Source organism: Tunturiibacter gelidiferens (genome assembly GCF_051013345.1).
GTDB classification, from domain to species: domain Bacteria; phylum Acidobacteriota; class Terriglobia; order Terriglobales; family Acidobacteriaceae; genus Edaphobacter; species Edaphobacter gelidiferens_A.
Genome location: NZ_CP132939.1, coordinates 4,860,587 through 4,884,583, shown reverse-complemented (window position 1 = coordinate 4,884,583; position 23,997 = coordinate 4,860,587). Strand labels below are relative to the sequence as shown.

Sequence of the window (23,997 nt, the reverse complement as noted above, 5' to 3'; positions counted from 1 at the left end):
AAGCCAATTTTTACGAGGTGGATGATGGCAGTTGCAATTAAGAAAGCAAGTTCGAGCGACGCGAACGTAGCGCCGCACTGGCACGCACACGCAAAGGAGATCCAGAAGTACGGTTCCGTGGTCGAGGATATGCCTCACCCATTGAGCGCAAAGGTCCGGGCCGACATGGTCGCCCAGCTCAACCAGCTACTCGCCGACTCCATTGTCTTGCGCGACATGTACAAGAAGCACCACTGGCAGGTGACCGGTCCGACCTTCTACCAGCTTCATCTTCTCTTCGACAAACACTTCGATGAGCAGATCGAGATGGTCGACACCATCGCCGAGCGAATCCAGCTTCTTGGCGGAGTTACCATCGCCATGGGTGGCGACGTTGCGGAGATCACCCGCATTCAAAGACCCCCGCGCGGCAGGGAAGAGGTTCCGGTACAGATCTCCCGCCTCCTCGAGGCCCACAAGGTCATCATTAAGAGTTGCCTCGATATCTCGGATCTAGCCGACAAGGCGGGCGACCAGGGCACGAACGATCTGGTCATCAGCGATATCCTCCGTCCCAACGAACTGCAGTCCTGGTTCATCGGCCAGCATCTGGTCGAGATGCCCTTGGTCCTTGAAAAATAGTGGAGAAGTAGCCGGGCGGAAGTTCGAATCCTGGCTTTTGTGCTTCGATCAAACAGCCCGGTCGCGCAAAGCGTCCGGGCTGTGTATGTTAAAGTCAGTTGGGCTCGCATCCAACCGCCAGCTCAAATCATCTGTAATAAGTACACTTTTATGCCGATCGCACTCGCATTCTTCGTCCATTACGCCTACCTGATCGTCTTCCTTTGGGTATTGGTCGAGCAGGTCGGAATTCCCATTCCAAGCATTCCGGTCCTGCTCACCGCAGGAACCCTCAGTGCGACACACACCGTCAGCCATCTCTATATCGTTATCGCGGTCCTGTTTGCCTGCCTCATAGCCGACACCATCTGGTTCGCGCTTGGTCGACGCTTTGGCAACAGCGTCCTGAAACTGCTCTGCCGCCTGTCGTTTGAAGCCTCCACCTGCGTTAGTAAGACTGAGGGTTACTTCACCCGCCGCGGTCCGGTCACTCTGCTCTTCGCGAAGTTTGTCCCCGGCCTCAGCACTGTAGCCGCGCCCATCGCTGGCCAGACCGGGATGCCCTACCCGAAGTTCCTGATGTGGGATCTCGCTGGCTCTCTCATCTGGGGAGAAACCTTCATCCTCGCCGGCCGATTCTTCGGCGATGTTGCCAAGAAGAGCGCTCCCTTCCTTCACTGGCTCGGTCACTTTGCCTTCTTCATCTTCGTCCTGATGGTCCTCGGGTTTCTGGCTCACCGCGTGTGGAAGCAACGCAAGTTTCTCCAGCAGGTCCGAGAGCTGCGCCTCGAGCCAACCGAGTTGAAGGCGATGCTCGACGCAGCCGAAGCCAGCGGTCACGTCCCGCCGTTCATCGTAGACCTGCGCCATCCGCTCGACTATCTTCCCGATCCACGCGTTCTTCCCGGCGCACTCCGCATTGGCCCGAATGAACTCAAAGCTCACAGCGAGATCATTCCCCGCGACCGCGATGTCATCCTCTACTGCACCTGTCCCAGCGAAGAGACCAGCGCCAAGCTCGCTTTGCAACTGCACAAGATGGGTGTCTATCGAGTCCGTCCTCTCCGCGGCGGCTTCGATGGCTGGAAAGAAGCCGGTTTCCCGCTGGTCGATTACGTCTCCGAGTCGCCGAGTGCTGATGTTGTACAGGAGATCCATCCAGCGAACGCAAATACAGCCGTACCTTCTATGTAGTTTGCGCTCTTCGGCGTTCGAAATCGTCGCATCTCAAGCACCCATTCGAAAATTAACAGTGATTGTGGTTTGAACGTCGACAGCCTCTCCGTTCAACCGATAAGGCCGGTATCGCGCCGCTCGTATCGCATCCATCGCTGCGTTTTGCAGCATTACCGGGCCACTGAGTACGTGCAGATTATCTATGGTTCCGCTTCGCGAGATAACCGCCTCTACGACGACCGTTCCCTCTACATGAGCAGCTCTGGCAATCGCCGGATACGCCGGCCGAATCGGCGCGATCAATAATCCCTGCGACACTCCCGATGAGACACTGATCGTCTTATGCAAGTTTTCCCCCAACCCGCGGACACACGCGGATGCGGCCCATCCACTCCGACGCCAAGCCCAACGGGCAACCCATCGCGCATCCCCATGCCGCTGCTCAGAGAAAGCAGCGAAGGCTCTTCGGCTGGGGTAGCACCTCTGCCCGGTAGCAACGCCGAAATGATCGTCGGCTGAGATGGAGCGGGCGATGCAAAACTCGAAGCGGCCTCTCTGATTCGCTGCACCCGTAACGGTGGCGCAGGCGGCTTCGGCAACAACGGTAGTAGCATCTTCGGCGCTTCGATACGAAACGGCAGCGCCTCCGGGTGCAGCAAGGGTAAAGCGATCACAAAGCCAGCAACGGCAAACTGCAAGCTGATCGACAGCGCAGTCGTCCACCGTTTGCTCGAAGAGACCACCCCAATACGCGACTCCACAAGACTTTCCTCAAACATAGAAGCACCCTCCAACGTTCGGATCTGAGGTGCGCATCCAGCGAGGAATACGGCCGTACTACGTTAGACACCTCCAAATCACTTATGTTCCCGAACAAACCCGGACGCGATACTCGCATGATTCGATCCCGTTGCGAGGCGACGAGAAAATTCTTCGGAAAGCTTCACTGGGACGACTCGTCGGACGCACGTCGCACAGTCGAACCCGTTACCATAGAGCAGCAGCCGCAATCGACTGCGGCAGGAGAGGGAATTGGCCTACAACGATCTACGCGAATGGATTAAGCAGCTTGAGAAAGCCGGAGAACTAAAGCGCATCACCTTCGAGGTCTCTCCCGATCTCGAGATGGCCGAGATTGCCGACCGCACCGCCAAACTTGGTCGAGGCACATCGAAGGCCGGTGGGCCCGCCCTCCTCTTTGAAAACGTGAAAGGCTACCCAGGCGCTCGCGTCCTGATGAATCAGTTCGGCAGCGAACGCCGGATGAGGCTTGCACTCGAGACCGACTCGCTCGACGCCATCGCCGACCGCATCCGCACCCTCATCAAGCCGCAGACGCCAACCAGCTTCATGGACAAGCTCAAGCTCCTGCCAACGCTGGCCGAAGTCGGCAGCTTCTTCCCCAAGGTCGTCTCCGCCAAAGACGCCCCATGCAAACAGGTCATCCATCGCGGCGAAGACGTCAATCTTCTTGAACTACCGATCCTGAAGACGTGGCCGCAGGACGGCGGCCCCTTCATCACCCTCCCCTGCGTCATTACGCGCGACCCCAAATCCGGCAAACGCAACGTAGGCATGTACCGCATGCAGGTTTACGACGGCAAGACCACCGGCATGCACTGGCAGCGCCAGAAAGTCGCCGCCGAACACATGCGCGAGCGCCTCCGCGAGGCCTCCCCGACTCTGCCGCCCGTGTCGACCTGATGGCGATCACCGCCGGTGGAACCTCAGCCGCATCCTCCTCGATACCCTCACCACCAAGACCGTCACCAGGATTCGCGAAGACCGCATGGAGGTCGCCGTAGCCATCGGCACCGACCCCGCCACCACCTTCAGCGCCATCGTACCCGCCCCACCCGACGTCGAGGAGTACCTCATCTCCGGCTTCCTCCGTCAAAAGCCGCTCGAATTAGTCAAAGCCGAGACCGTAGACCTCGAAGTCCCAGCCAACGCCGAGTACATCCTCGAAGGCTACGTTGAGCTGGGCGAACTCCGCACCGAAGGCCCCTTCGGCGACCACACCGGCTTCTACACCATGCAGGACGAGTACCCCGTCTTCCACATCACCTGCATCACCCACCGCAAAGATCAATCTACGCGGCTACCATCGTGGGCAAGCCACCCATGGAAGACGCCTGGATGGGCAAGGCCGTCGAACGCATCTTCCTCCCGCTCATGCAACTCACCCTGCCGGAGATCGTCGACGTTAATCTTCCCGCCGAAGGCGTCTTCCACAACCTCATGATTGTCTCGATCAAGAAATCGTACGCCGGTCACGCGAGAAAGATCATGAACGGCATCTGGGCCATGGGCCAGGCGATGTTCACCAAATGCATCATTGTCGTCGACGAAGACTGCGACGTTCAGGACCTCGCCGAGGTCACCCTCCGCACCGCCAACAACATCGATCCCGAACGAGACATCCAGTTCACTCTGGGGCCCGTCGACTCGCTCGATCACGCCAGCCGCCTGCCCAACTTCGGCAGCAAGATGGGCATCGATGCCACACGCAAATGGGCCGCCGAGGGCTTTACTCGCCCGTGGCCCCCGATGCTCACAATGGACGCCGACGTAAAGACGAGAGTCGATGCCATCTGGAAGAGGCTAGGCATCGAGTAAAACCAGACAACTTTCCCGGCGGGCGACTTAGCTTACTTACCGTGTGTGTTGCAAGTGCAATCGTCACCTGATCATTGGGCGTCTTGGTCGTGCCCCCGTCGCTCTGGGGATGAAACTCCACGGTCATCGTCGTCGCATTCACGATCACACGAAGATATCCGAAGTCGGTCGCATCGTAGCTCTCCAGCGTCAAAGTGTTATCGATTTTGAAAGGCGTTCGGAAGGTGTCCCGCATCGCGGAAAGCGGATTGTGTCCCCCGCAACCCGCCACGATAAACGGTATCTGGAGTTTGTTGACGGTGCGCGTGTACCGCTGGTAGTTATGCGCATGACCGGAGAAGACCGCATGCGGCCACACTCCCGCCGCGGTGCAGGCTACGTCAATATCCGCCAGCATCAGCGGACTACCTCCATGTTCCACGCCTCCAGTGAACGGAGGATGATGCACCGCGATGATCACTGCGCCGGCAAATTTATCGCTCTTGACCCGCTTTAGCGCAGCCGTTAGAAATGCAATCTGTCGATTGTCGAGCACAGTATTGTTCCCGTTCTCGCCGGAAATAACACCGGGATCCTCCAACACGTTGCTGTAGAGGCCGAGGATGCGAACGAATGGAGCCTCCAGCGTGAAGTACACGCCGGGCTGGATCATCGTGGTGCGCAACAGGTTGCCGGAGTCCGTCGATTGAACCGCGTTAGCTGAGCAGAAGTTGCGCAGATAGGCGTCCAGCGTAGGCGCCGGGTCCTTCGGGTATACCACCCCGTCATGGTTTCCGGCGATCGCAAAGATCGGTGCGGGATAGTCGCGGTAAGGCTCGAAGAACTGGTCGTAGTAGTAGGTAGCTTCGCCGAAGTAATAGACAACGTCGCCCAAGTGGAAGAAGAAGGACGGCGGCCGCGTTCGCTTCGCTGAAGTCGGAGACCATCTTGTCGGCAACCAGCGACTGGGTCGCCGGTCCTGTCACGCTGCCAGTGTCGCCAACCGAGTGAAAGACAATCTGCTTCGCCTGTTCAATCGCCTTGATGACTCCAGCGCCTGCCTGCCCGTAGACCTGCTCCAGAGTAACGATGGGCTCGACTGCACCTCCGGCGGGTTGGGGCACGGGCTCAAGGTTGGCAATTCCTTGATATTTCTGGTCGGTGACCGGATCTTTGAAACCGACAGGGTCGGGGGAAGGCTTAGGTTGCGAAAAGATCGGCTGGTCACTGGCAGCGGTGGCCGGTTGCAGTGGCTGGGCGTTTGCGTCGAAGCTCTTGGTGGCATAGTGCGGAATCTGACGAGGTGTTTTTCTTCGCATCACGACCTCCAGCGGTCAGAAAACTCCCACCAAGAATACGCGCCAGTGTGAAAGAGGAGTGTGAAACCTGGAACATTTTGATGCCACCTAAGAACCTGCCAAGCGCAGCACGAAAGCGATCCGTTACTCCACACTCTTCACTGTAATTGCACTCAGATTCCGCACCCAGCGCTGCGGCTTCTTGTCTTCGCTATCGACAAGCTTGAATTGCCCGTCCTCACCCAAAGGTTTGCCTCCCATGCTGGTCGCAACGATCACAGAGCCGTTGTGCTCTGATCCTTCAACCTCGGTAACCGAATAAAGCACCCAATACTTATCCATCCCCTCAGCGACGAGGTAGCTCCGCAACATCTTCTGGTGGGTCGTCTTGTCGATGGGGAAGCCATACTTCGCCAGCACAACCCCCAGCAACACGCCGGAGTAGGTTTCATCCGTCTTCGTATGTTCGTTGTGGACCGTGATCGTCGTCTGCGGCATTGCCGACAGGTCCGCCACAGACAGCGTCGTGGTCTTGCCGTCCACAGTTAACACCAGGCTTGTCGAAGGCTGCGCAGGAGGGTGCTGATGCTCCGCCATCACCCCCATCGGAACAGTCTGACAGCGTGCATCCGCCACGTTCATTCCGGCGAAACACAGGCCAAGCAGGAACGTGAGGGAAACAGCGGCTCTTTTCATGGCTTTCAGCCTACCGCGCCCCCGTCGTATACTCAAGATATGTCTATCGTCCGCGACGCCGCAGCCATTGCCAAAGGAATGAGCATTACGCTGAAGCAGGTCTTCCAGCCGACCGAAGTCGAGAACTATCCCGACGGCAAAGGTCCCATGCGCGGAGCGAAGTTTGAGGAGCGCTTCCGTGGCAAGCACCAGTTGCAGCGCGACGAGAACGGTCTCGAGAAATGTGTAGCCTGCTTCCTCTGCGCCGCGGCGTGTCCGTCGAACTGCATCTATATCGAGGCCGCCGAGAACACTGAAGAGACTCGCATCTCCTCCGCCGAACGTTACGCCAAGGTCTACAATATCGACTACAACCGCTGCATCTTCTGCGGCTACTGTGTCGAAGCCTGCCCCACCGACGCCATTACCCACGGTCACGGCTTCGAGCTCGCCAGCCTCAACGCCACAACCCTCGTCATGCGCAAGGAAGACCTGCTGATTCCCACTCCCGCACTTCCCGATGCAGTGCGGTCCCAGAAAGACCAGGCAGAGATTCTCGCCTAAAAAGATTCACGTTGATGTGTGAAACTAAACGGTGAGCTTCGGCGGCTCTCCGCACTACGACGGGGCGCGACAGTGCACCGCGCAACGAGTGAAGGACATCAGATAGAAATGATTACAGCGAGCCAACATCCTCTTGAAAAGATCTTTGAGAGTCGAATTGCCATTATCGACGGCGCGATGGGTACGACGATTCGCACCTACGGAATGAAGGAAGCTGACATCCGTGGCGAGAGATTCAAGAACTCAAATAAGGATCTGCTCAACAACGGCGACCTCTTCTCGCTCACGCAGCCGAAGATGATCTGCGACATTCATCGTCGGTTTTGGAAGCCGGTGCTGACATCATCGAGACCAACACCTTCGGCGCCACCAGCATCACCCAGAGCGAATTCTTTGTGGATGATCCGCGGGAGCACGGCGGCCGAAAAGATCCGGAGTTCTACCAGAAGATCATCGACGATCCGATGCTTGGCGACCTGGCCTGGGAGATCAACGAGCAGTCGGCGCGGCAGTGCCGGGAATGGGCCGACCGTGTCGCAAACGAGACCGGACGTCAACGCTTCGTGGCGGGTGCGATTGGACCGCTCACCGTCTCTCTATCCAACTCACCGGATGCCGACGATGCGGGCTTTCGTGTTGTCACGTTCGATCAGGTGAAGACTGCTTATATGCAGCAGGTGCGTGCGCTCATCGCCGGCGGCTCCGATCTGCTCCTGGTCGAGACAATATTCGACTCCCTGAACGCGAAGGCGGCACTCGTCGCTATCCGCGAGGTCTTCGATCAAGATGGCCTTACCGCGAACCACAAGGAGCTGCCGGTAATGATCTCTGCGGCGGTCGGGCGGGGCGGCGAGACGCTAATCTCCGCGCAGACCACAGAGGCTTTCTGGAACGCGGTACAGCACGTGAAACCGCTGTCAGTCGGGCTCAACTGTTCTCTTGGTCCCGATCTGATGTATCCCTTCCTGGACGAACTTGCAACGAAAGCGGACGTCGCGATCTCGTGCTACCCCAATGCAGGCCTGCCGAATCCTCTCTCGGAGACCGGGTTCGATCTCGGGCCACAGGATATGGCTCGTTATCTAGGTGACTTTGCGCGAGCAGGCCTGATCAACATCGCCGGCGGCTGCTGCGGCAACACGCCCGAGCACATCGCAGCGATCGCCAAAGCACTCGAAGGCCAGCCACCGCGACAATGGACTCGTCAGATCGAGCGTGCCGCGTGAGTGTGAGCGCAGCCGAGTCCACGAACCCCAAGCCGCTTCGTCTGTCAGGATCACAGCCGTTCACTCAGCAGCTCGGCGTCTTCATTATGATCGGCGAACGCACCAACGTCGCCGGTTCGCCGAAGTTCGCCAAGCTCGTCAAAGAGGGCAAGTACGAAGAAGCGGTCAGCATAGCTCGGCAGCAGGTCGAGAACGGCGCCAACGTCCTCGACATCTGCATGGACGAAGGCATGATCGACGGCGTAGCCGCCATGACCCGCTACTTGCAGTTGCTGGCGAGCGAACCCGAAGTCGCCAAAGTTCCATTCATGATCGACTCTTCAAAATGGGAGGTCATCGAAGCCGGACTCAAATGCCTTCAGGGCAAGGGCATCGTAAATTCGATCTCCCTCAAAGAGGGCGAAGAAAAGTTTCGCCAGAACGCCGCGACCGTGCTGAAGTACGGAGCAGCGGTCGTCGTGATGGCCTTCGATGAGCAGGGGCAGGCCGCAACGTATGAGGAGAAGATTCGCATCTGCGAACGCGCGCATCGGATCCTCGTCAACGAGGTTGGGTTCCCGCCGGAAGACATCATCTTCGACCCAAACATCCTCACCGTCGCCACCGGCATGGAGGAGCACAACAACTACGCCGTCGACTTCATCAACGCCACGCGGTGGATCAAGGCCAACCTGCCGCACGCGAAGGTGAGCGGCGGCGTCTCGAACATTTCGTTCAGTTTCCGAGGCAACAACAAGGTGCGTGAGGCCATGCACTCCGCATTTCTCTATCACGCCATCGCCGCCGGCATGGATATGGGAATCGTGAACGCCGGGATTCTCGAGGTGTACGAGGAGATTGACCCCGAGCTGAAAGTTTTAGTCGAAGATGTTCTACTCAACCGCCGCCCGGACGCGACGGAGCGTCTGGTCGAACACGGCGAATCGCTGAAGCACGTTGGTTCGGTAGTGAGCGAAAAGAAGGCCGAAGAATGGCGCAGCGGCACGGTCGAGGAACGCCTCTCCCACGCTCTGGTCAAGGGCATCGACACGTACATCGAGCTTGATGCCGAAGAAGCCCGCGTCAAGCTGGGTCGGCCTCTCCTGGTCATCGAAGGGCCGCTGATGGATGGCATGGGCGTGGTAGGCGATCTCTTCGGAGCCGGAAAGATGTTCCTGCCCCAGGTGGTCAAATCGGCCCGCGTCATGAAGAAGGCCGTCGCGCATCTGACGCCCTTCATGGAGGCCGAGAAAGCTGAGATGGCCGCCTCTGGCCAGGTCGTCAAAGCACAGGGCAAGATCCTTCTCGCGACCGTCAAAGGCGACGTTCACGACATCGGTAAGAACATCGTCGGCGTTGTCCTCGCCTGCAATAACTACGAGGTCATCGACATGGGGGTGATGGTCTCCTCCGAAAAAATTCTCGAGCGCGCCAAAGCCGAAAAGGTGGATCTGATCGGCCTCAGTGGCCTGATCACACCCTCCCTCGACGAGATGGTGCATGTGGCCCGCGAGATGGAGCGCCAGGGTTTCAAACTGCCTCTGCTCATCGGCGGCGCAACCACGAGCCGCAGACACACCGCCATCAAGATTGCTCCGCACTACAGCGAGCCTGTGGTCCACATACTGGACGCCAGCCGTGCCGTGCCCGTGACGACCAGCCTTCTCAGCGACGAAGGCAAACCTGCTTTCGTGGTCCAGCATCGCGCCGAGTACGAGGCGCTCCGCACCGCTCACGCCGCGCCACGCCAGACCGTAATCTCCCTCGAGGCCGCTCGGGCAAGACGAACTCCGATCGAGTGGCATTCCGAAGATCTGCCCACACCCGCGTTCACTGGCGTTCGAGTGCTGGACAACTTTCCGTTAGCCACGCTGCGTGAGTACATCGACTGGTCGCCGCTCTTCCATGCATGGGGTCTGAAGGGTGTCTACCCTCGCATCCTCGAGCACGAGCAACAGGGAGAGCAGGCCCGCCAGATCTTTGCCGACGCCAACACCCTGCTGGATCGCATCATCGAGAAGAACCTGATCACCGCGCGCGGCGTCTACGGCTTCTTTCCCGCAAGCGCGGTGGGTGACGACGTGGCGTTGTACTCGGACGACACGCGCAAAACAGAGCTCGAGCGCTTTCACTTCCTCCGCCAGCAGGCAAACAAGGAAGGCAGCGAACCGTGTCGATCACTCTCTGACTTCATCGCACCCAGAGAGACGGGGCTGGCTGATCACATCGGCGCGTTCGCAGTGACCAGCGGCATTGGCCTCAAGGAGCTCTGCGAGCGCTTCCGGGCCGACAACGACGATTACAACGCCATCATGGCGGAGGCCGTGGCGGATCGCCTCGCCGAAGCCTTCGCCGAGTGCCTGCACAAGCGCGTGCGGGATGAGTGGGGCTACGGGCTCGAGGAGGGCCTCACTCCTGCTGATCTAATCCAGGAGAAGTATCGCGGTATCAGGCCTGCTGCGGGTTATCCGGCCTGCCCGGATCACACCGAAAAAGGCACGCTCTGGCGTCTGCTCGATGTGCAGGCAAACACCGGCATGTTGATCACGGAGTCGTTCGCCATGTGGCCCGGCTCAAGCGTGAGCGGACTCTACTTCGCGCACCCGGAGTCGCGTTATTTCAGTCTGGGAAAGATCGACCGCGATCAGGTCGCCGACTATCACGAGCGCAGGGGAATGAGCATGGCTGAGGTCGAACGATGGCTAGGCCAGAACCTGAACTACGATCCCGAATAAGAAAATCTATCGAGCTCGAAGGAGCTGCGTAGCGGGTTCGTTCTACCCCGTCAGTAAGGTCACTAATGTTTCTGTTTGTGGGCGACACAACGCCCCGGTTCATCCCTGGAATCGGCCAAACCTCCGGTAAGATAAAGGGGACCCTTTTCTAACGCGGTCGGTCTGGAAAGTCCCTCATCACCACCCGTCAGCGTTGCTTCGAGGATTCGAAAGATTGGGCGTACGGTCTCGGTGAAAGTTGTTAAAGAACCAATGGAAACCCCCATCAGCAGCACTCGGTCCATCCTGCATATCTGCATCCGCGAAACCATCCGGCCACTCCGCGACCAGGTCCTCCGCCTCTCAGGGTTTCATGTTGATTCCACCCTCGACCATACCGAAGGCCTATCTATGTTTTGGTCGCGCCACTATGATCTCGTCTTGATCGACGTGGAGGGCGAGGAGGGGATCCCTCGCGCCGAACACATGTGCTCCGAGATCAAGACCGCCAGACGTCAGCAGCTCGTCGCCTTCGTCTGCAACTGGCGCGTCGCCATTCTCACCGACTGCCCCGACGAGATCGTTCGCACCGAGTTCGACCCCGCCGCCTTCGCAAAGGGAGTCAACGAAATTGTCCCGCCGCCGTCCGACAACGCTTCAAACTAAATCTGGGGAACCGGAATCGTCCGCTTATCTCCGCTGACCATGGTCTTGGGCTTCGTCGTCGTTGTTGCAGTCGTGGCCGTGGCGCCGCTCGCCTGGCCACTGGCGGCTGGAGTAGCCTGCGCATTCGCAGCCGGGACCGCCCCTGAGTCGCTGCACCCGCCGCCGCTGCAGTCGTTGTCGCCGCACTAGGCTTCTTCGCCTTCGCCGTCGTAGCACTCTGCGCCACCGCGAGGGAACCAGCCAGCAACAACACGCTCATCGCAAAGCTTCCGGCAAACTCGATCTCTCTCTTCATCGGCGACCTCTCCTCAACCAGATTTGTGCACTCACCACCTGCCCAGTACACTCACCCACCCGCATCCCGTCGATACAACTTCCGCGTCAAAAAAATCTCCACAAGTTGCGGCCCTAACCAGCCTGTGATACAACCAATACATTCCAGTCTGCTTCGGCAGATTTGAATTTCATGCAGAGTGGTTGAGGGACGAGCCCTTTGACGCCACGACAACCGGACAGAACAAAGACGTACCGGTGTCAACTCTCTCCTGGGAGCCTTTTAGGTCGCAGGGAACATGAGATTCGGAGCACGCAAGCCCGAATTCCAGGTTTGCACCCGCATTTCACCTTCCCAGCCTATCCGGCGATCCCTAAAAAGAGAGTAAGCGCAAGAAGTTCACCCTTTCCTCTCGGAAAGAGCACGATGAACTATTCCTGTAGCCGGTACGAGCTGAAGTGCAACGAGTGCGGCAAGAGATTCGGCAACCAGCCCCTCTCTGCCTGCCCCGATTGCCTCGCCCCCTTGAAATTGCCTATGACCTCGAGGCTGTTCGAGGGATATTCACCAAAGAAAACATCGCAGCCGGCCCGGCCAACATCTGGCGTTACGCCGCTCTCCTCCCCATCCCCGAAGGCTTCGAGCCCGATCTCCCCGTAGGCTTCACCCCACTCGTTCGCGCCAAGAATCTCGGCAAGCGCATTGGTGGCTCCAATCTCTACATCAAGAACGACGCCGTCTGCTTCCCGACTCTCAGCTTCAAGGATCGTGTCGTCTCCGTCGCGCTAGCCAATGCACAAAAGTTCGGCTTCGAGATCGTCGGTTGCTCCTCTACCGGCAACCTCGCCAACTCCGTCGCTGCGCAGGCCGCACGACTCGGCCTCAAGGCCACCATCCTCGTCCCCGCCGACCTCGAACCCGCCAAGATCCTCAACACCTTGGTCTACGGTGCGCGCCTCATCCGCATCGAAGGCAATTACGACCACGTCAACCGCCTGTGCACTCAGATCGCCGACGAGTACGCCTGGGGCCTGGTCAACGTAAACCTTCGCCCCTACTATGCCGAGGGTTCGAAGACGGTAGGCTATGAGATCGCCGAACAACTGGGGTGGCGTCTCCCCGACAACGTCGTCGTCCCCATGGCCGGTGGCTCGCTCATCCGCAAAATCCGCAAGGCCTTCAACGAACTCATCTACCTCGGTCTCGTCGAAGAAAAGCCCGTCCGCTTCTTTGGAGCCCAGGCCTCCGGCTGCTCACCCATCTCCGTCGCCGTCAAAGAGGGAACTGACTTCATCGAGCCGCAGCGCCCCAACACCATCGCCCGCTCGCTCGCCATCGGCAACCCCGCCGACGGCCACGCCGCCGCCAAGATGATCCGCAGCACCGGCGGGTGGGCAGAGCATGTCTCCGACGTCGAAATAGTCTCCGGCATTCAGGAACTCGCCGAGACCGAAGGCATCTTCACCGAGACCGCTGGCGGCGTCACCACTGCGGTCACCGCGCGCCTTTACGCCGATGGCCGCATCTCGGCAAACGAGACAACGGTCACCTGCATCACCGGCAACGGCCTCAAAACCACCGACGCACTCGCCCACAGCTACTTGCATCTTAACGCCCGCGCCATCCGACCGCGCCTGGCAGACTTCGACGCCTACCTCCGCGAACTCGACGGAATCACAGAGCCAGAACTGGCCACCGCAGGAGCCCTCTAATGTCCATCAAAGTTACCCTCCCCACTGCCTTTGTCCGCCACACCGACGGCCGCAAGCACTTCAACTCCGCGGCCTCCAATCTCCCAGGCCTCATCGCTGACATCGACCAGACCTTTCCCGCGCTCTCCACCCAGATCAAGGACGAAGAAGGAAAGCTCCGCCGCTTCATCAACATCTATGTCAACGACGAGGACATCCGCTTCCTCGGAGGCGAAGCCTACGCCTTCCAGGACGGGGACGAGATCATGCTCATCCCCTCCATCGCTGGCGGCTGCGCCTAATACGACCGAACCTCAACCGAGACAAAACGGAAGCCCCTCACAGTTCGCACTATGGGAGGCTTCACAAATTCCGTTAGTTCGTACTCCTGAACCTCAAAACATATAGGCGAATCCAGTCGGTCTTAGACAGAGTACTCGTCCGGCACGTCTCAGCGCTTCCGCCAACACTACAGCTTTTGCTTCTTCAGAAACTCCTCGATTCGACCTGCCATCTCGGCTCCATGCGTCTCCAGCGCGAAGTGCCCAGTGTCCAGCAGGTGGGTCTCAAGATTCTTCAGATCGCGGCTGTAAGGAGCGGCGCCTTCTGCCGGAAAGATGAAGTCGTTCTTGCCCCATACGATGAGGGTCGGCGGTTGGTACTTCCGGAAGAACGCTTGAAACTCAGAATAGAGAGGCACGTTGGTCCCATACGAAAGAAAAAGGTCCATCTGGATATCGCTATTGCCCGGACGATCCAATCCGACTTGATCCAAAACCCAGGTCGTCGGGTCCAGCAGTGTCTTGTCGGCAACCCCGTTTTCATACTGCCATTGCGTTGACTTTTGATCGACGAGGAAGAGCAGTGCCTTCCGATTCTCCGGTGTTGGAGCAGCCCAGTAAGACTTGATCGGATCCCAGAACTTCAGCAACCCCTCGTCGTACGCGTTCCCATTCTGCACAATCAGTGCCTGCACTCGATCCGGCTGTCGCAGCGCGAGACGATACCCTATCGGCGCGCCGTAGTCCATCACGTACATCGAATATTTGCTGAGGCCAAGCGTTGTGACAAACCCTTCGACGATATTGGTCAAGTTCTCAAACGTGTACGAGAAGCTCTTATGATCAGGCATGCTGCTTAATCCGAACCCTGGATAATCAGGAGCAATTACATGAAAGGAAGGCGCCAACCGTGGAATCAGATTGCGAAACATATTCGAGGAAGTCGGAAACCCATGTAACAGGAGGATTGTTGGAGAGGACTCCGATCCGGCCTCTCGATAGAACACGTCCTGATCGTTGACGCGTACGGTTTTGTAGTGAACTGGAGATACTGCGAGGGAGGAAGCGGCGACTGCTGTCATAGTGCGTCTCCATTTGAACCAGATTCTGAAATTTTCTGCACGAGGGAAATTCGGGGCGGACCGACTGCGACCAAAGTGCGGTCGCAGTCGATAGTTGCACTGGGTTACTCTTCACCAACAGAAGGTTGTGCCGCATGACGCGTCTTCTTGCCGACTATCAGATGAAGTCAGTCTCACTCCCGATGCATCCAAATCATGCATCACTGCGTTGGTAGCCGTCCAAAGATCGCAACCCCATTTTGCGTCCCAACGTACACCTTACCGTTGACGATCATCGGCGTAATAAATTTGTTGCCGTTTCCGAAGCTATCCCGCCCATTGGGCGCCTGGCCGCTGTTATACAACTCATGCGCCAGATTCGCTGGGTCATACGCATGCAGCACGCCCGCCGTACTCAGGCCCGACTCCAGTGCCCACACGATTCCGTTCTGTGTTCCGTTGGCGGAGATGGACGGCGTTGGCCCCGGATGCGGAAACCTCACAGCCGTCACGCTCGACGGGCTAGTGGCCACCACCGCATTCGTCAATGGAAACGCCTTCAACGTGTCCCCGTCTGACGAGTAATACAGCGTTCCGTTGAAGTACGCGGGAGTGGAATAGACCAGGCCCGCCATAGCGTCGGGAATCTCCTGATAGATGTTGCTGTCCATTGGATTGTTGGCCGGGTTGAACTTGCCCAGATTGTCTCTGTCCGCAAGATAGATGTTCTTATCCTTGCCTGCGCCGACAATCAAATGATGCACGTGTCCACTGGCGTCCGTCTGATCCGGCAGAAGCACCTCGCCGCCTGAACCAAGATCCAGATCTTGAGTCGACTCCGCGACACCGTTATAGGTCTCGAAGTAGTCTGCCACCGCCAGCTTCCCATTGGTTGAAAGCTTCACCATCGCGTTGCCGTAGTCTCCCAATGCAGGAAATCCGTTCGAGTCCAGGTTCGTATCGAAGGTTCCATTTGCTTGCAGCAGATAGATGAACCCGCTGCTGTCCGCAGCCAAACCGTCGCCGCTCATCCAGATCGAGCCCTCGTGGCCGTTCGGCGATAGGTCCAACACTTGCGTCTGTGCCAGCGTCGATTCGCTGTAACCAATCACCCACCCGGTATACGGTCCTGAGTCGCAGTGGGACGTCCAGGCCGTGTAGATGTTGCCGTTTACAAGGAGCAGAGCTGCGCGTTCCGCATACTTCGCAGGGTCGAAGACCACACTGCCGTTGTGACTATTGTCTCCCTTTCCCGGATACGTCGCGGCAATCTCCGTCGAAGCTCCCGTATCCACGCCCGTCGTAAGGTCCAGCGCATGCAGCCTCTGGTGGTATCCCCCATTCGCATCTTTACTCATGCCGACGGTGAAAAGGGTTCCATTGGTCCCCTGTTTGCGGTCGATCACAGGAGTCGAGGTGATGCCGATCTCCGGCGTGATCTGCGAACATCCTTGATCGTCGCTCGTCGTCTCCCCATTGCCGAGGATCGACGTCTTCCACATCTGCGTTCCGCTATCTGCATCGAACGCGTAGACGCTGCCGTGTTCGGTCGCCACATACAGCACGTTGTGCAACTGCCCTCCGATAAATACATTCGCAAGGAAAAGAGGCTGTGCGTCCACTTTGCCATCGACAGCATCGAAGCCGATCTTGCCGAACTGCGTCGAGTTCACGTTACTCTGCGTCAGGATCGTCTCCTGCGCATTCAGTCCATCTCGCGCAGCGTCATCGTGGAAGGTCGTCACGTCCGGTGCGTTGGTCATCGCCATGGCTTGGATGGTCAAGGCAAGCGTCGTCGGATGGGTAAGGCTGCCCGACGTCCCCGCGAATGTAACTGTCGTCGAGGCCGCAGCTGTAGTAGGCGCTGCCGTAAGCACCACGCTTTGCGCCGTCCCCGGAGCCAGGCTCAGAGTCGCCGGATTTGCAGTCACACCCGTAGGGAGACCAGTGATCGCAACCGCCACGGCACCTGTAAACGAGTTAACCGCAGCAGCGGTAATACTCACCGGCAAACCAGCCGAGCCGCCAACGACCGTCAATGAAGCAGGTGCTAGCGTCAATGTGAAATCCGGACGCGGTGCAGAGACGGTTGCCGCGACTGTAGCGCTATGCGTTAGCGATCCCGAAGTTCCAGAGAGGGTCAACGTGGCGCTTCCAGCAACGGCCCCCGCCGACGCGGTAACAGTTATGCTTTGTGCAGTTCCCGGAGTCACCGACAGGGTGGATGGTTGTGCGGATACGCCGCCGGGCAGTCCCGAAATAGCAACCGTCACCATCCCTGCAAAGCCATTGGCCGCGGCCGCACTTACGCTCACCTGCTGGCCCGGTCCACCCGGAACTAGCGTGATTGTCGTTGGCGTAGAAGCCAGAGAGAAGTCTGCTGCAATCGCTGGCGTCGATACAGACGCAGGCGTAGATTTTCCGCCACACGACGTCAAACCCACACAAACAAGCAAGCCGCAACAAGCGACCGCGATCTTCGGGAAAGAACGACGCATCGCAAAACCTCCAAATGCCAAGCAGAGCCCCTCGCACCATCATTTGATGCAAACCGCAAGATCAGATCGAACGTACGCCGATCCTCTGTGTCAAGCAGATGTCATTTATCTAGCTAAGGAAGCGGCGCACCTCCGCCGCTCCTGATCCCTCCCAACGCCCCCACACCTCCTACCTGAGCAATATCTTTTCATCGGAGCAACGAATAGGGAGCATTTCAGCTCTTATGACCTGTAAACGTTCGCGCATGACGCGCAACTCTGTTCTGAGAAAGTAGGCTAACCCATGTTCCTCATTCTTGCCGTAGTACTCGTGCTGCTTTGGCTGGGGGTTTTTTCGTGCTTCATGTCAGCAGCTTTTTAATTCATCTATTGCTGATCTTCGCTTTGATCTCAATCATCATGAACTTCGTCAGCGGCAGACGCGCGGTCTGAGAGCCTGCGAACGCCGCAAATAATGAGGCCGAACCTATTTCGGGTCCGGCCTCTTTTGCTTGATGAGTTTAGTTCTCTACTGATGTGCCACAGGCAGGGGAATTTCGATCGCAGCGGCCGGTATTACGCTTACCAACGCGTCTGGAGTCTCCTCCTGTAACTCGGGCAGATTGCCCTCGAGAGCTAGCTTCAGCACTTGGTCCATCTCCTCGACAAAGTGCAGCTTCATGCTGGTCTTCAGCAGATCCGGTAGATCCGCCATATCCTTACGGTTCTCCTCAGGCAGAATCGCCTCGAAGATCCCTGCGCGATGCGCCGCCAGCAGTTTCTCCTTCAGGCCGCCAATAGGGAGCACCTTGCCCCGCAGGGTGATCTCACCGGTCATGGCAATATCGCGCCGCACCTTGATCTTCGTAAGCGCACTCGCTAGCCCGGTGGCCAACGTGATGCCAGCCGATGGACCATCCTTGGGAATCGCTCCCTCCGGCACATGAACATGAATATCGACGTTCTTATAAAAGTCCTTCGCCAACCCAAGATGGTGTGAGCGCGAACGAATATAAGTCAGCGCAGCCTGGGCCGACTCCTGCATCACATCGCCCAGTTGCCCAGTCGCCGTCATCTTGCCCTTGCCGTCCAGCACCTGCACTTCGGTCTGCAGAATCGTTCCGCCCATCTCGGTCCACGCGAGGCCTGTCACAAGGCCAACCTCACTCTTCTCGTGCACCTGTGAGTCGCGGAACTTCGCCACGCCAAGAATATCCCCAATGTTCTGCCCGGTGATCGTCTCCTTGTGCTCCGCGCCGTTCTTCACTACCCGCCGCGCAACCTTGCGGCAGACATTGCCGATCTCGCGTTCCAGGTTCCGGACGCCAGCCTCGCGAGTATAGCCGCGAATGATCTGCTTCAAAGCATCGTCCTCGAAGACGATCTGCTCTTCCGTCAGGCCCGTGCCCTCTCGCTGCTTCTTCACCAGGTACTGCTTGGCGATCTCCAGCTTTTCGATCTCGGTGTAACCATGCAGCCGCAGAATCTCCATGCGGTCCTGCAGCGGCCCGGGAATCGTGTGAAGCACATTCGCTGTGGCGACAAACAGAACCTGCGACAGATCGTACTCAACATCTAGGTAGTGATCCTGAAACGAAGTATTCTGCTCCGGATCCAGAACCTCAAGCAGGGCGCTCGCCGGATCTCCGCGAAAGTCCGAAGCCATCTTGTCGATCTCATCCAACATGAACACAGGATTCTTGGTCCCGGCCTTCTTCATCGATTGAATGATCTGCCCCGGCAGCGCTCCAATGTAGGTCCGCCTATGCCCACGAATCTCCGCCTCGTCCCGAACCCCGCCCAGCGACATCCTTACGAACTTACGACCCGTAGCCTTAGCAATCGACATTCCCAGCGAAGTCTTGCCCACACCCGGAGGCCCAACAAAGCAGAGAATCGATCCCTTCGGATTCTTCACCAGCTGCCGAACCGCAAGGAACTCAAGGATCCGCTCCTTGATCTTCTCCAGACCATAGTGATCTTCGTTCAAAATCTGTTCCGCATGCTCGATCGAGCGAATCTCCTTCGACCGCTTCTTCCACGGCACCGCAAGCAGCCAGTCCAGGTAGTTCCGCGACACAGTTGACTCAGCCGACATCGGGGGCATCGCCTCAAGCTTCTTCAGCTCCTGCAGCGACTTCTCGAGCACGTCCTTCGGCATCCCAGCGGCTTCAATCTTCTTCTTCAGCTCATCGAACTCGGACTTCTCTCCGCGACCGAGCTCTTTCTGAATCGCCTTGATCTTCTCGTTGAGGTAGTACTCCTTCTGAGCCTTCTCCATCTGCCGCTTCACACGCGACTGAATTGTCCGATCCATATTCAGCTTCTCGATCGCCACATCCAGAACGTCCGCAACCTTGGTCAGCCTGTTCTCCGGATCGAAGACCTCAAGCAGTTGCTGCTTCTCTTCGATCGAGAGTTGCAAGTTTGCTGCAATCGTGTCCGCCAGTTTGGCAGGCTCATCCGCACGCACACTCGCCGCCATCGTCTCGTAGTTCAACGACTGCTGCAGCTTCACATACTGCTCAAACAGAGAGTGAACCCTCTGCATCAGCTGCTCCACCTGCGGCGTCGTCTCCAGATGGGTCTGGCCCGTGCGTACAGTCGCGACAAAAAAACCGTCGACGTCATTAATCTCGGTGGCGTGTGCCCGTTCCACACCTTCAACCAACACTTTAATATTTCCGTCCGGCATCTTCACGCTCTGGACGATGTTGCCGATTGTGCCGGTCTCATAGATGTCGTCGGCGTTCGGCTCATCCACGGAAGCATCGTGCTGAGTAGCGAGAAAAATCTTGCGATCACCCGAAAGAGCTTCTTCCAAAGCCCGAACGCTGGACTCACGTCCAACGACGAAGGGCGTCATCATATGAGGAAAGATGACCATGTCACGAATGGGCATCATCGGAAGCTTGCGAACATCGCCGCTTAGCGCTTTTTTTGGTTGATTTGTCATCTCTCTCCAATTAGACGTTAAAACGCCGGAAATGATGCAACGGCGTCGCGGCTTCAGGTGATTGTAATTCCTTGGACCTCATAAAGGTATTCCACAAATACAACCGACAGGGAATTGAAAGATATTCGTCCGTTTAAGCAGCAATCGCAACGACAATCGACGTCGTTGCGACCCACTGAACATCCATGTAATCCCTTTTCCTCTCAAACAATCTGTGCACCAGACCGGTACTTCGACTAACCTGCCTTTTCCAGCAGCATCGGCAGCGTCAGACTGTGTTTCTTCACCATCTCCGCCGTGATGGAAAGCTCCTTGACCTTCTTGTTGCCGGGAACGTAGTACATCAGATCCAGCATCAGCTCTTCCAGAATCATCCGCAGGCCACGTGCTCCAACCTTCCGTTGCAAAGCCTCGCGAGCGATCTCCCGTGCAGCCTCGTCGGTGAAGATCACCTTCACCCCTTCGAAGTCGAAGAGCTTCGTGTACTGTTTCAAAATCGCGTTGCGCGGCTTGGTCAGAATCTCTACCAGGGCTGCCTCATCCAGTTCGTCGAGGATCCCCAGCACTGGCAGCCGGCCAACAAACTCCGGAATCAACCCGTACTTCAGCAGGTCCTGCGGCTCCGCCTGACGAAGCAACTCAGCGTCACGCTGTGCCCGAATCGGCGTTACATCGCCGTCTTTTGCATCCGGATCAGCAATCGCCTTGAACCCAAGCGCCTTCTTGCCAATTCGTCGCCCGATCACCTTCTCAAGCCCGACGAATGCCCCGCCGCAGATGAAGAGGATGTTTGTCGTGTCAACAGCAGTGAACTCCTGGTGTGGATGCTTCCGTCCACCCTGGGGTGGCACGTTGGCGACCGTACCCTCGAGCAACTTCAATAGCGCCTGCTGAACACCTTCACCCGAAACGTCGCGCGTAATCGAGGGGTTCTCGTCCTTGCGTCCAATCTTGTCGATCTCGTCGATGTAGATGATTCCGCTCTGCGCCCGCTGCACGTCTCCATCCGCAGCCTGTAGAAGCTTCAGGATGATGTTCTCAACGTCTTCGCCTACATACCCGGCCTCGGTCAGCGTCGTCGCGTCCACAATCGCAAACGGCACATCCAGCATCTTCGCCATCGTCTGCGCCAGCAGCGTCTTGCCCGAACCCGTCGGCCCTACCAGCAGAATATTCGACTTCGCAAGCTCCACATCGTTGCCGCGGGTCTTGTTCATCTGAATCCGCTTGTAGTGGTTGTAAACGGCCACCGCGAGCTTCTTTTTCGTCTGATCCTGCCCAATGACGTACTCATCCAGAAAAGCTTTTACTTCCTGCGGCTTAGGCAGGTGAGCCGGCGCAGCGCCTGGCTGCGTCTCGGTGCGATCGTCTTCCAGGATCGAGTTGCAAACCGCCACGCACTCATCGCATATGTATGCCCGCGGATAGTCCGAAGGCGATGAGATCAGCTTGGCAACGGCGTCCTGCGATTTGTGGCAGAAAGAACAACGAAGAGATTCGTCTGAGCCCCGTGAAGTTTTCATAGATGCGACTTCTCCTGAGTCGTACGCGCAACAAAGTCTTACTGTAAGTTTACACCCGATTCAAGTTACAAAGCTTGTTCCGGGGAGCACGGCAGTACCCCGAAATAGTCATATACGCAAGAGCCCGAACCAGTGGCTCGGGCTCTCGCAACAGTACCTCGGTAACTAGGTTCGGGGCCGATCGATGATGTCGTCGATGATCCCGTACTCCTTCGACTGCGCGGCCGTCATGATGAAGTCGCGCTCCACATCCCGTTCGATCCGCTCCAGCGTCTGGCCCGTGCTGGCGCTCATCAGCTTGTTGGTGATCTCGCGAATACGCAGAATCTCCCGCGCGTGGATGTCGATATCGGTTGCCTGTCCGCTCAATCCGCCCATCGACGGCTGGTGGATCAGAATCCGCGAGTTCGGCAAGGCAAACCGCTTGCCCTTCTTGCCCGCCATCAAAAGAAACGCACCCATGCTGGCAGCCTGCCCGATGCAGAAGGTCACCACATCGTTCTTGATGTACTGCATCGTGTCGTAGATCGCCAGACCGGCCGTGATCGATCCGCCCGGCGAGTTGATGTAAAGCTGAATGTCCTTCTCCGGGTCCTCGCCGCTTAGAAACAGCATCTGCGCAATGATCACATTGGCGATATTGTCATCGATCGGCGTGCCCAGAAAAATGATGTTGTCCCGCAGCAGACGGCTGTAAATGTCGTAGGCGCGTTCGCCCCGGCTCGTCTGCTCGATCACCATCGGTACTAGTCCCATAACACTCTCTTTCTTTCTGTCCGTTAGCAATCCGACAACTTCACTCTACGAAGCCAGCTTCTCGTAGAGCACGCTTCCAGTCTTCTCGCGCCGCATCTGCTCGCGAATCCGGTCCAGCCCGCCATCATTCGACAGCCTGTCACGAAGCGTCTCCAGCGGCTCACGCGACTGAATCGAGAGCAGCAGCAGTTCGCGCTCCAGATCCTCCTCGCTCAACGTGACACCCTCCACCTCGGCGATGCGATCGAGGATCATCGAAACCTTCACCTCGTTCACCGCCAGGTCGCGTTGCGAGGCACGCAACTGAACGAAGTCCAGCTTGCGCATATCCTCAACCTTCATGCCCTGTTGCGCCAGCGCACGCAACCCGCGATCCAGCCGAGCCTCGATCTGTTGCTGCACGAACGCTTCAGGAACAGGGAACTGGAACTTCTCAACGAACTCGCCGAGCATCTTGTCCTTTGCCGTATTCTCGAGCGCGTTCTTCTTGCGATCTGAAGCATGCTCGCGAAGCTTGGTCTCAAACTCCTCCCAGCTCTCGTAGTTGCCCAGTTGCTTGGCAAACTCCGCATCGCGCTCCGGGATGCTCTTGTGCTTGATGCCCTTCACGGTCACGTCATAGCTGACCGTCTGTCCCGCGAGCCGCCGCTCGCCAAAGTCTGCCGGATAGTCCACTTCGAACTTCAGCTCCTGCCCAGGCTTGGCACCACGCAGCGCCTCGTTGAAGGCAGCAAGCGTATTCTTCCCGCCAATCTCGATCAGCACATCCTCGCCCGTAATCGGCTCGCTGTTCGAGACGCTTTGCACTCCATCCTCGGTCACCGTCTGCGCCAGGTCTTTCACCTCGCCGCGGAACTGAATCTCTGCCCAGTCGCCATCCGCCAAGGGCCGATCCTCTTCCACCGGCTCAACCGTCGCATGGCTGTCCAGCACGCGTGCCAACTCCGCGTCGTACTCCTCATCGGTCAGCGCAGCCTCAGGCTTCGTTACCGAGACACTGTCATAGCCCGCAATGTCGATCTCCGGCGCAACCTCGAATGCAGCCTTGAACTTCAATGGCTGGCCGTCATAAAGTTGCAGGTCCAGCAACTGTGGCTCCGACACCGGACGCAGCTTCTGCTCGTCGATCGCCTTGCGGAAGCGCGCCGACACCAGGCTCTCCAGAACCTCTTGCCGAACCTCCTTTGCAAACTTCGAGCGCACCAGCGTCTCCGGCACCTTCCCTGCGCGGAAGCCGGGAATCCTCGCCAGCTTCTGGTACCGCTTCACCACGGTCTTGAAGCTCTTCGACACCTCATCCGCGCCAACCTCAACGTCGATCTCCCTTGTCAGCTCCGGATTCAGCGCAGGTGCAGGCTGATGCGTGTGTTCGTGGTCATGAACATGGTCGTGATGCTCGTGATCATGCGTAGTCGCTACTTCTGGCTGCAGCTCTGCAGTCTCATTGGTCTCTGTCATCTCAGTCGGGGTCAAATCCATGCC

The 23,997-nt window shown here is 57.9% G+C and carries 23 protein-coding genes and 1 riboswitch; of the genes, 13 read left to right on the top strand and 10 right to left on the bottom strand.

Annotation, left to right across the window (positions count from 1 at the left end):
- Positions 1 to 21: 21 nt before the first annotated feature.
- The gene (locus RBB80_RS24525; RefSeq protein WP_433964930.1) at positions 22 to 621 is read left to right on the top strand and encodes a Dps family protein; all 600 of its coding nucleotides are present in this window, start codon (positions 22 to 24) and stop codon (positions 619 to 621) included.
- 150 nt (positions 622 to 771) lie between these two features.
- Positions 772 to 1,794, top strand: coding sequence for a VTT domain-containing protein (locus RBB80_RS24520; RefSeq protein ID WP_433964929.1), 1,023 nt, complete (start codon positions 772 to 774; stop codon positions 1,792 to 1,794).
- A 33-nt stretch (positions 1,795 to 1,827) separates the two neighbouring features.
- Here the strand turns inward: RBB80_RS24520 and RBB80_RS24515 are convergent, their stop codons facing one another.
- The gene (locus RBB80_RS24515) at positions 1,828 to 2,499 is read right to left on the bottom strand and encodes an energy transducer TonB (RefSeq protein WP_433964928.1); all 672 of its coding nucleotides are present in this window, start codon (positions 2,497 to 2,499) and stop codon (positions 1,828 to 1,830) included.
- A gap of 309 nt (positions 2,500 to 2,808) precedes the next feature.
- Here RBB80_RS24515 and RBB80_RS24510 point away from each other — a divergent pair, with 309 nt between their 5' ends.
- The 3 genes from RBB80_RS24510 (at position 2,809) to RBB80_RS24500 (ending at position 4,395) form a co-directional block, all read left to right on the top strand.
- Positions 2,809 to 3,480 carry a UbiD family decarboxylase domain-containing protein gene (locus RBB80_RS24510; RefSeq protein ID WP_433964927.1) on the top strand — a complete coding sequence of 224 codons (672 nt, stop codon included), beginning with the start codon at positions 2,809 to 2,811 and terminating at the stop codon, positions 3,478 to 3,480.
- A gap of 85 nt (positions 3,481 to 3,565) precedes the next feature.
- Entirely contained in the window at positions 3,566 to 4,021 is a 456-nt protein-coding gene (locus RBB80_RS24505; RefSeq protein ID WP_433964926.1) for a UbiD family decarboxylase domain-containing protein, read from the top strand.
- A complete protein-coding gene (locus RBB80_RS24500) occupies positions 3,916 to 4,395 on the top strand; it encodes a hypothetical protein (protein WP_433964925.1) in 480 nt (159 codons plus the stop codon). The genes RBB80_RS24505 and RBB80_RS24500 overlap by 106 nt, the downstream gene beginning before the upstream one ends.
- On the opposite strand, the gene RBB80_RS24495 is transcribed toward RBB80_RS24500, so the two are convergent.
- The 3 genes from RBB80_RS24495 to RBB80_RS24485 all read right to left on the bottom strand — a co-directional run bounded on the left by RBB80_RS24495 (position 4,331) and on the right by RBB80_RS24485 (position 6,368).
- Positions 4,331 to 5,269: a metallophosphoesterase gene (locus RBB80_RS24495; protein WP_433964924.1), complete on the bottom strand. Its 939-nt coding sequence runs from the start codon at positions 5,267 to 5,269 to the stop codon at positions 4,331 to 4,333. The two genes, RBB80_RS24500 and RBB80_RS24495, sit on opposite strands and share 65 nt — an antisense overlap.
- Positions 5,160 to 5,693, bottom strand: a complete 534-nt coding sequence (locus tag RBB80_RS24490; protein ID WP_433964923.1) for a hypothetical protein — start codon at positions 5,691 to 5,693, stop codon at positions 5,160 to 5,162. The genes RBB80_RS24495 and RBB80_RS24490 overlap by 110 nt, the downstream gene beginning before the upstream one ends.
- Positions 5,694 to 5,816: 123 nt before the next feature.
- On the bottom strand, positions 5,817 to 6,368 hold the full coding sequence (locus RBB80_RS24485) for a hypothetical protein (protein ID WP_433964922.1): 552 nt from the start codon (positions 6,366 to 6,368) through the stop codon (positions 5,817 to 5,819).
- A 39-nt stretch (positions 6,369 to 6,407) separates the two neighbouring features.
- Here RBB80_RS24485 and nuoI point away from each other — a divergent pair, with 39 nt between their 5' ends.
- The 6 genes from nuoI to RBB80_RS24455 all read left to right on the top strand — a co-directional run bounded on the left by nuoI (position 6,408) and on the right by RBB80_RS24455 (position 13,763).
- Positions 6,408 to 6,911 carry an NADH-quinone oxidoreductase subunit NuoI gene (gene nuoI, locus RBB80_RS24480; protein WP_183814782.1) on the top strand — a complete coding sequence of 168 codons (504 nt, stop codon included), beginning with the start codon at positions 6,408 to 6,410 and terminating at the stop codon, positions 6,909 to 6,911.
- 323 nt (positions 6,912 to 7,234) lie between these two features.
- The gene (locus RBB80_RS24475; protein ID WP_433964921.1) at positions 7,235 to 8,137 is read left to right on the top strand and encodes a homocysteine S-methyltransferase family protein; all 903 of its coding nucleotides are present in this window, start codon (positions 7,235 to 7,237) and stop codon (positions 8,135 to 8,137) included.
- The gene (metH, locus tag RBB80_RS24470; protein WP_433964920.1) at positions 8,107 to 10,851 is read left to right on the top strand and encodes a methionine synthase; all 2,745 of its coding nucleotides are present in this window, start codon (positions 8,107 to 8,109) and stop codon (positions 10,849 to 10,851) included. The genes RBB80_RS24475 and metH overlap by 31 nt, the downstream gene beginning before the upstream one ends.
- Before the next feature lie 252 nt (positions 10,852 to 11,103).
- Positions 11,104 to 11,496: a hypothetical protein gene (locus RBB80_RS24465; protein WP_433964919.1), complete on the top strand. Its 393-nt coding sequence runs from the start codon at positions 11,104 to 11,106 to the stop codon at positions 11,494 to 11,496.
- A 461-nt stretch (positions 11,497 to 11,957) separates the two neighbouring features.
- Positions 11,958 to 12,075, top strand: a riboswitch (SAM riboswitch).
- Positions 12,076 to 12,237: 162 nt separating this feature from the next.
- A complete protein-coding gene (gene thrC, locus RBB80_RS24460) occupies positions 12,238 to 13,482 on the top strand; it encodes a threonine synthase (RefSeq protein ID WP_433964918.1) in 1,245 nt (414 codons plus the stop codon).
- Positions 13,482 to 13,763 carry a MoaD/ThiS family protein gene (locus RBB80_RS24455; RefSeq protein ID WP_433964917.1) on the top strand — a complete coding sequence of 94 codons (282 nt, stop codon included), beginning with the start codon at positions 13,482 to 13,484 and terminating at the stop codon, positions 13,761 to 13,763. Before thrC ends, RBB80_RS24455 begins: the two co-directional genes overlap by 1 nt.
- 167 nt (positions 13,764 to 13,930) lie before the next feature.
- Here RBB80_RS24455 and RBB80_RS24450 read toward each other — a convergent pair whose 3' ends face one another.
- Both RBB80_RS24450 and RBB80_RS24445 read right to left on the bottom strand, forming a co-directional pair.
- Positions 13,931 to 14,824, bottom strand: a complete 894-nt coding sequence (locus RBB80_RS24450; protein ID WP_433964916.1) for an alpha/beta fold hydrolase — start codon at positions 14,822 to 14,824, stop codon at positions 13,931 to 13,933.
- A gap of 200 nt (positions 14,825 to 15,024) precedes the next feature.
- Positions 15,025 to 16,863, bottom strand: coding sequence for a hypothetical protein (locus RBB80_RS24445; protein ID WP_433964915.1), 1,839 nt, complete (start codon positions 16,861 to 16,863; stop codon positions 15,025 to 15,027).
- 1 nt (position 16,864) lies between these two features.
- Between RBB80_RS24445 and RBB80_RS24440 the strand changes: the two genes are divergently transcribed.
- Together RBB80_RS24440 and RBB80_RS24435 are read left to right on the top strand one after the other, a co-directional pair.
- A complete protein-coding gene (locus RBB80_RS24440; protein WP_433964914.1) occupies positions 16,865 to 17,446 on the top strand; it encodes a hypothetical protein in 582 nt (193 codons plus the stop codon).
- 191 nt (positions 17,447 to 17,637) lie between these two features.
- Positions 17,638 to 17,733, top strand: a complete 96-nt coding sequence (locus tag RBB80_RS24435; RefSeq protein ID WP_433964913.1) for a DUF5670 family protein — start codon at positions 17,638 to 17,640, stop codon at positions 17,731 to 17,733.
- A gap of 76 nt (positions 17,734 to 17,809) precedes the next feature.
- On the opposite strand, the gene lon is transcribed toward RBB80_RS24435, so the two are convergent.
- The 4 genes from lon to tig form a co-directional block, all read right to left on the bottom strand.
- Entirely contained in the window at positions 17,810 to 20,236 is a 2,427-nt protein-coding gene (gene lon / locus RBB80_RS24430; RefSeq protein WP_433964912.1) for an endopeptidase La, read from the bottom strand.
- A 236-nt stretch (positions 20,237 to 20,472) separates the two neighbouring features.
- Positions 20,473 to 21,759: an ATP-dependent Clp protease ATP-binding subunit ClpX gene (gene clpX, locus RBB80_RS24425; protein WP_179584105.1), complete on the bottom strand. Its 1,287-nt coding sequence runs from the start codon at positions 21,757 to 21,759 to the stop codon at positions 20,473 to 20,475.
- Between the two features lie 165 nt (positions 21,760 to 21,924).
- Positions 21,925 to 22,545 (bottom strand): ATP-dependent Clp endopeptidase proteolytic subunit ClpP, encoded by a 621-nt coding sequence (gene clpP / locus RBB80_RS24420; RefSeq protein WP_256369948.1) that lies wholly within the window; start codon positions 22,543 to 22,545, stop codon positions 21,925 to 21,927.
- 15 nt (positions 22,546 to 22,560) lie between these two features.
- Complete coding sequence (gene tig, locus RBB80_RS24415) at positions 22,561 to 23,994, bottom strand: trigger factor (RefSeq protein ID WP_433964911.1); 1,434 nt, start codon at positions 23,992 to 23,994, stop codon at positions 22,561 to 22,563.
- Between the last annotated feature and the right edge of the window lie 3 nt (positions 23,995 to 23,997).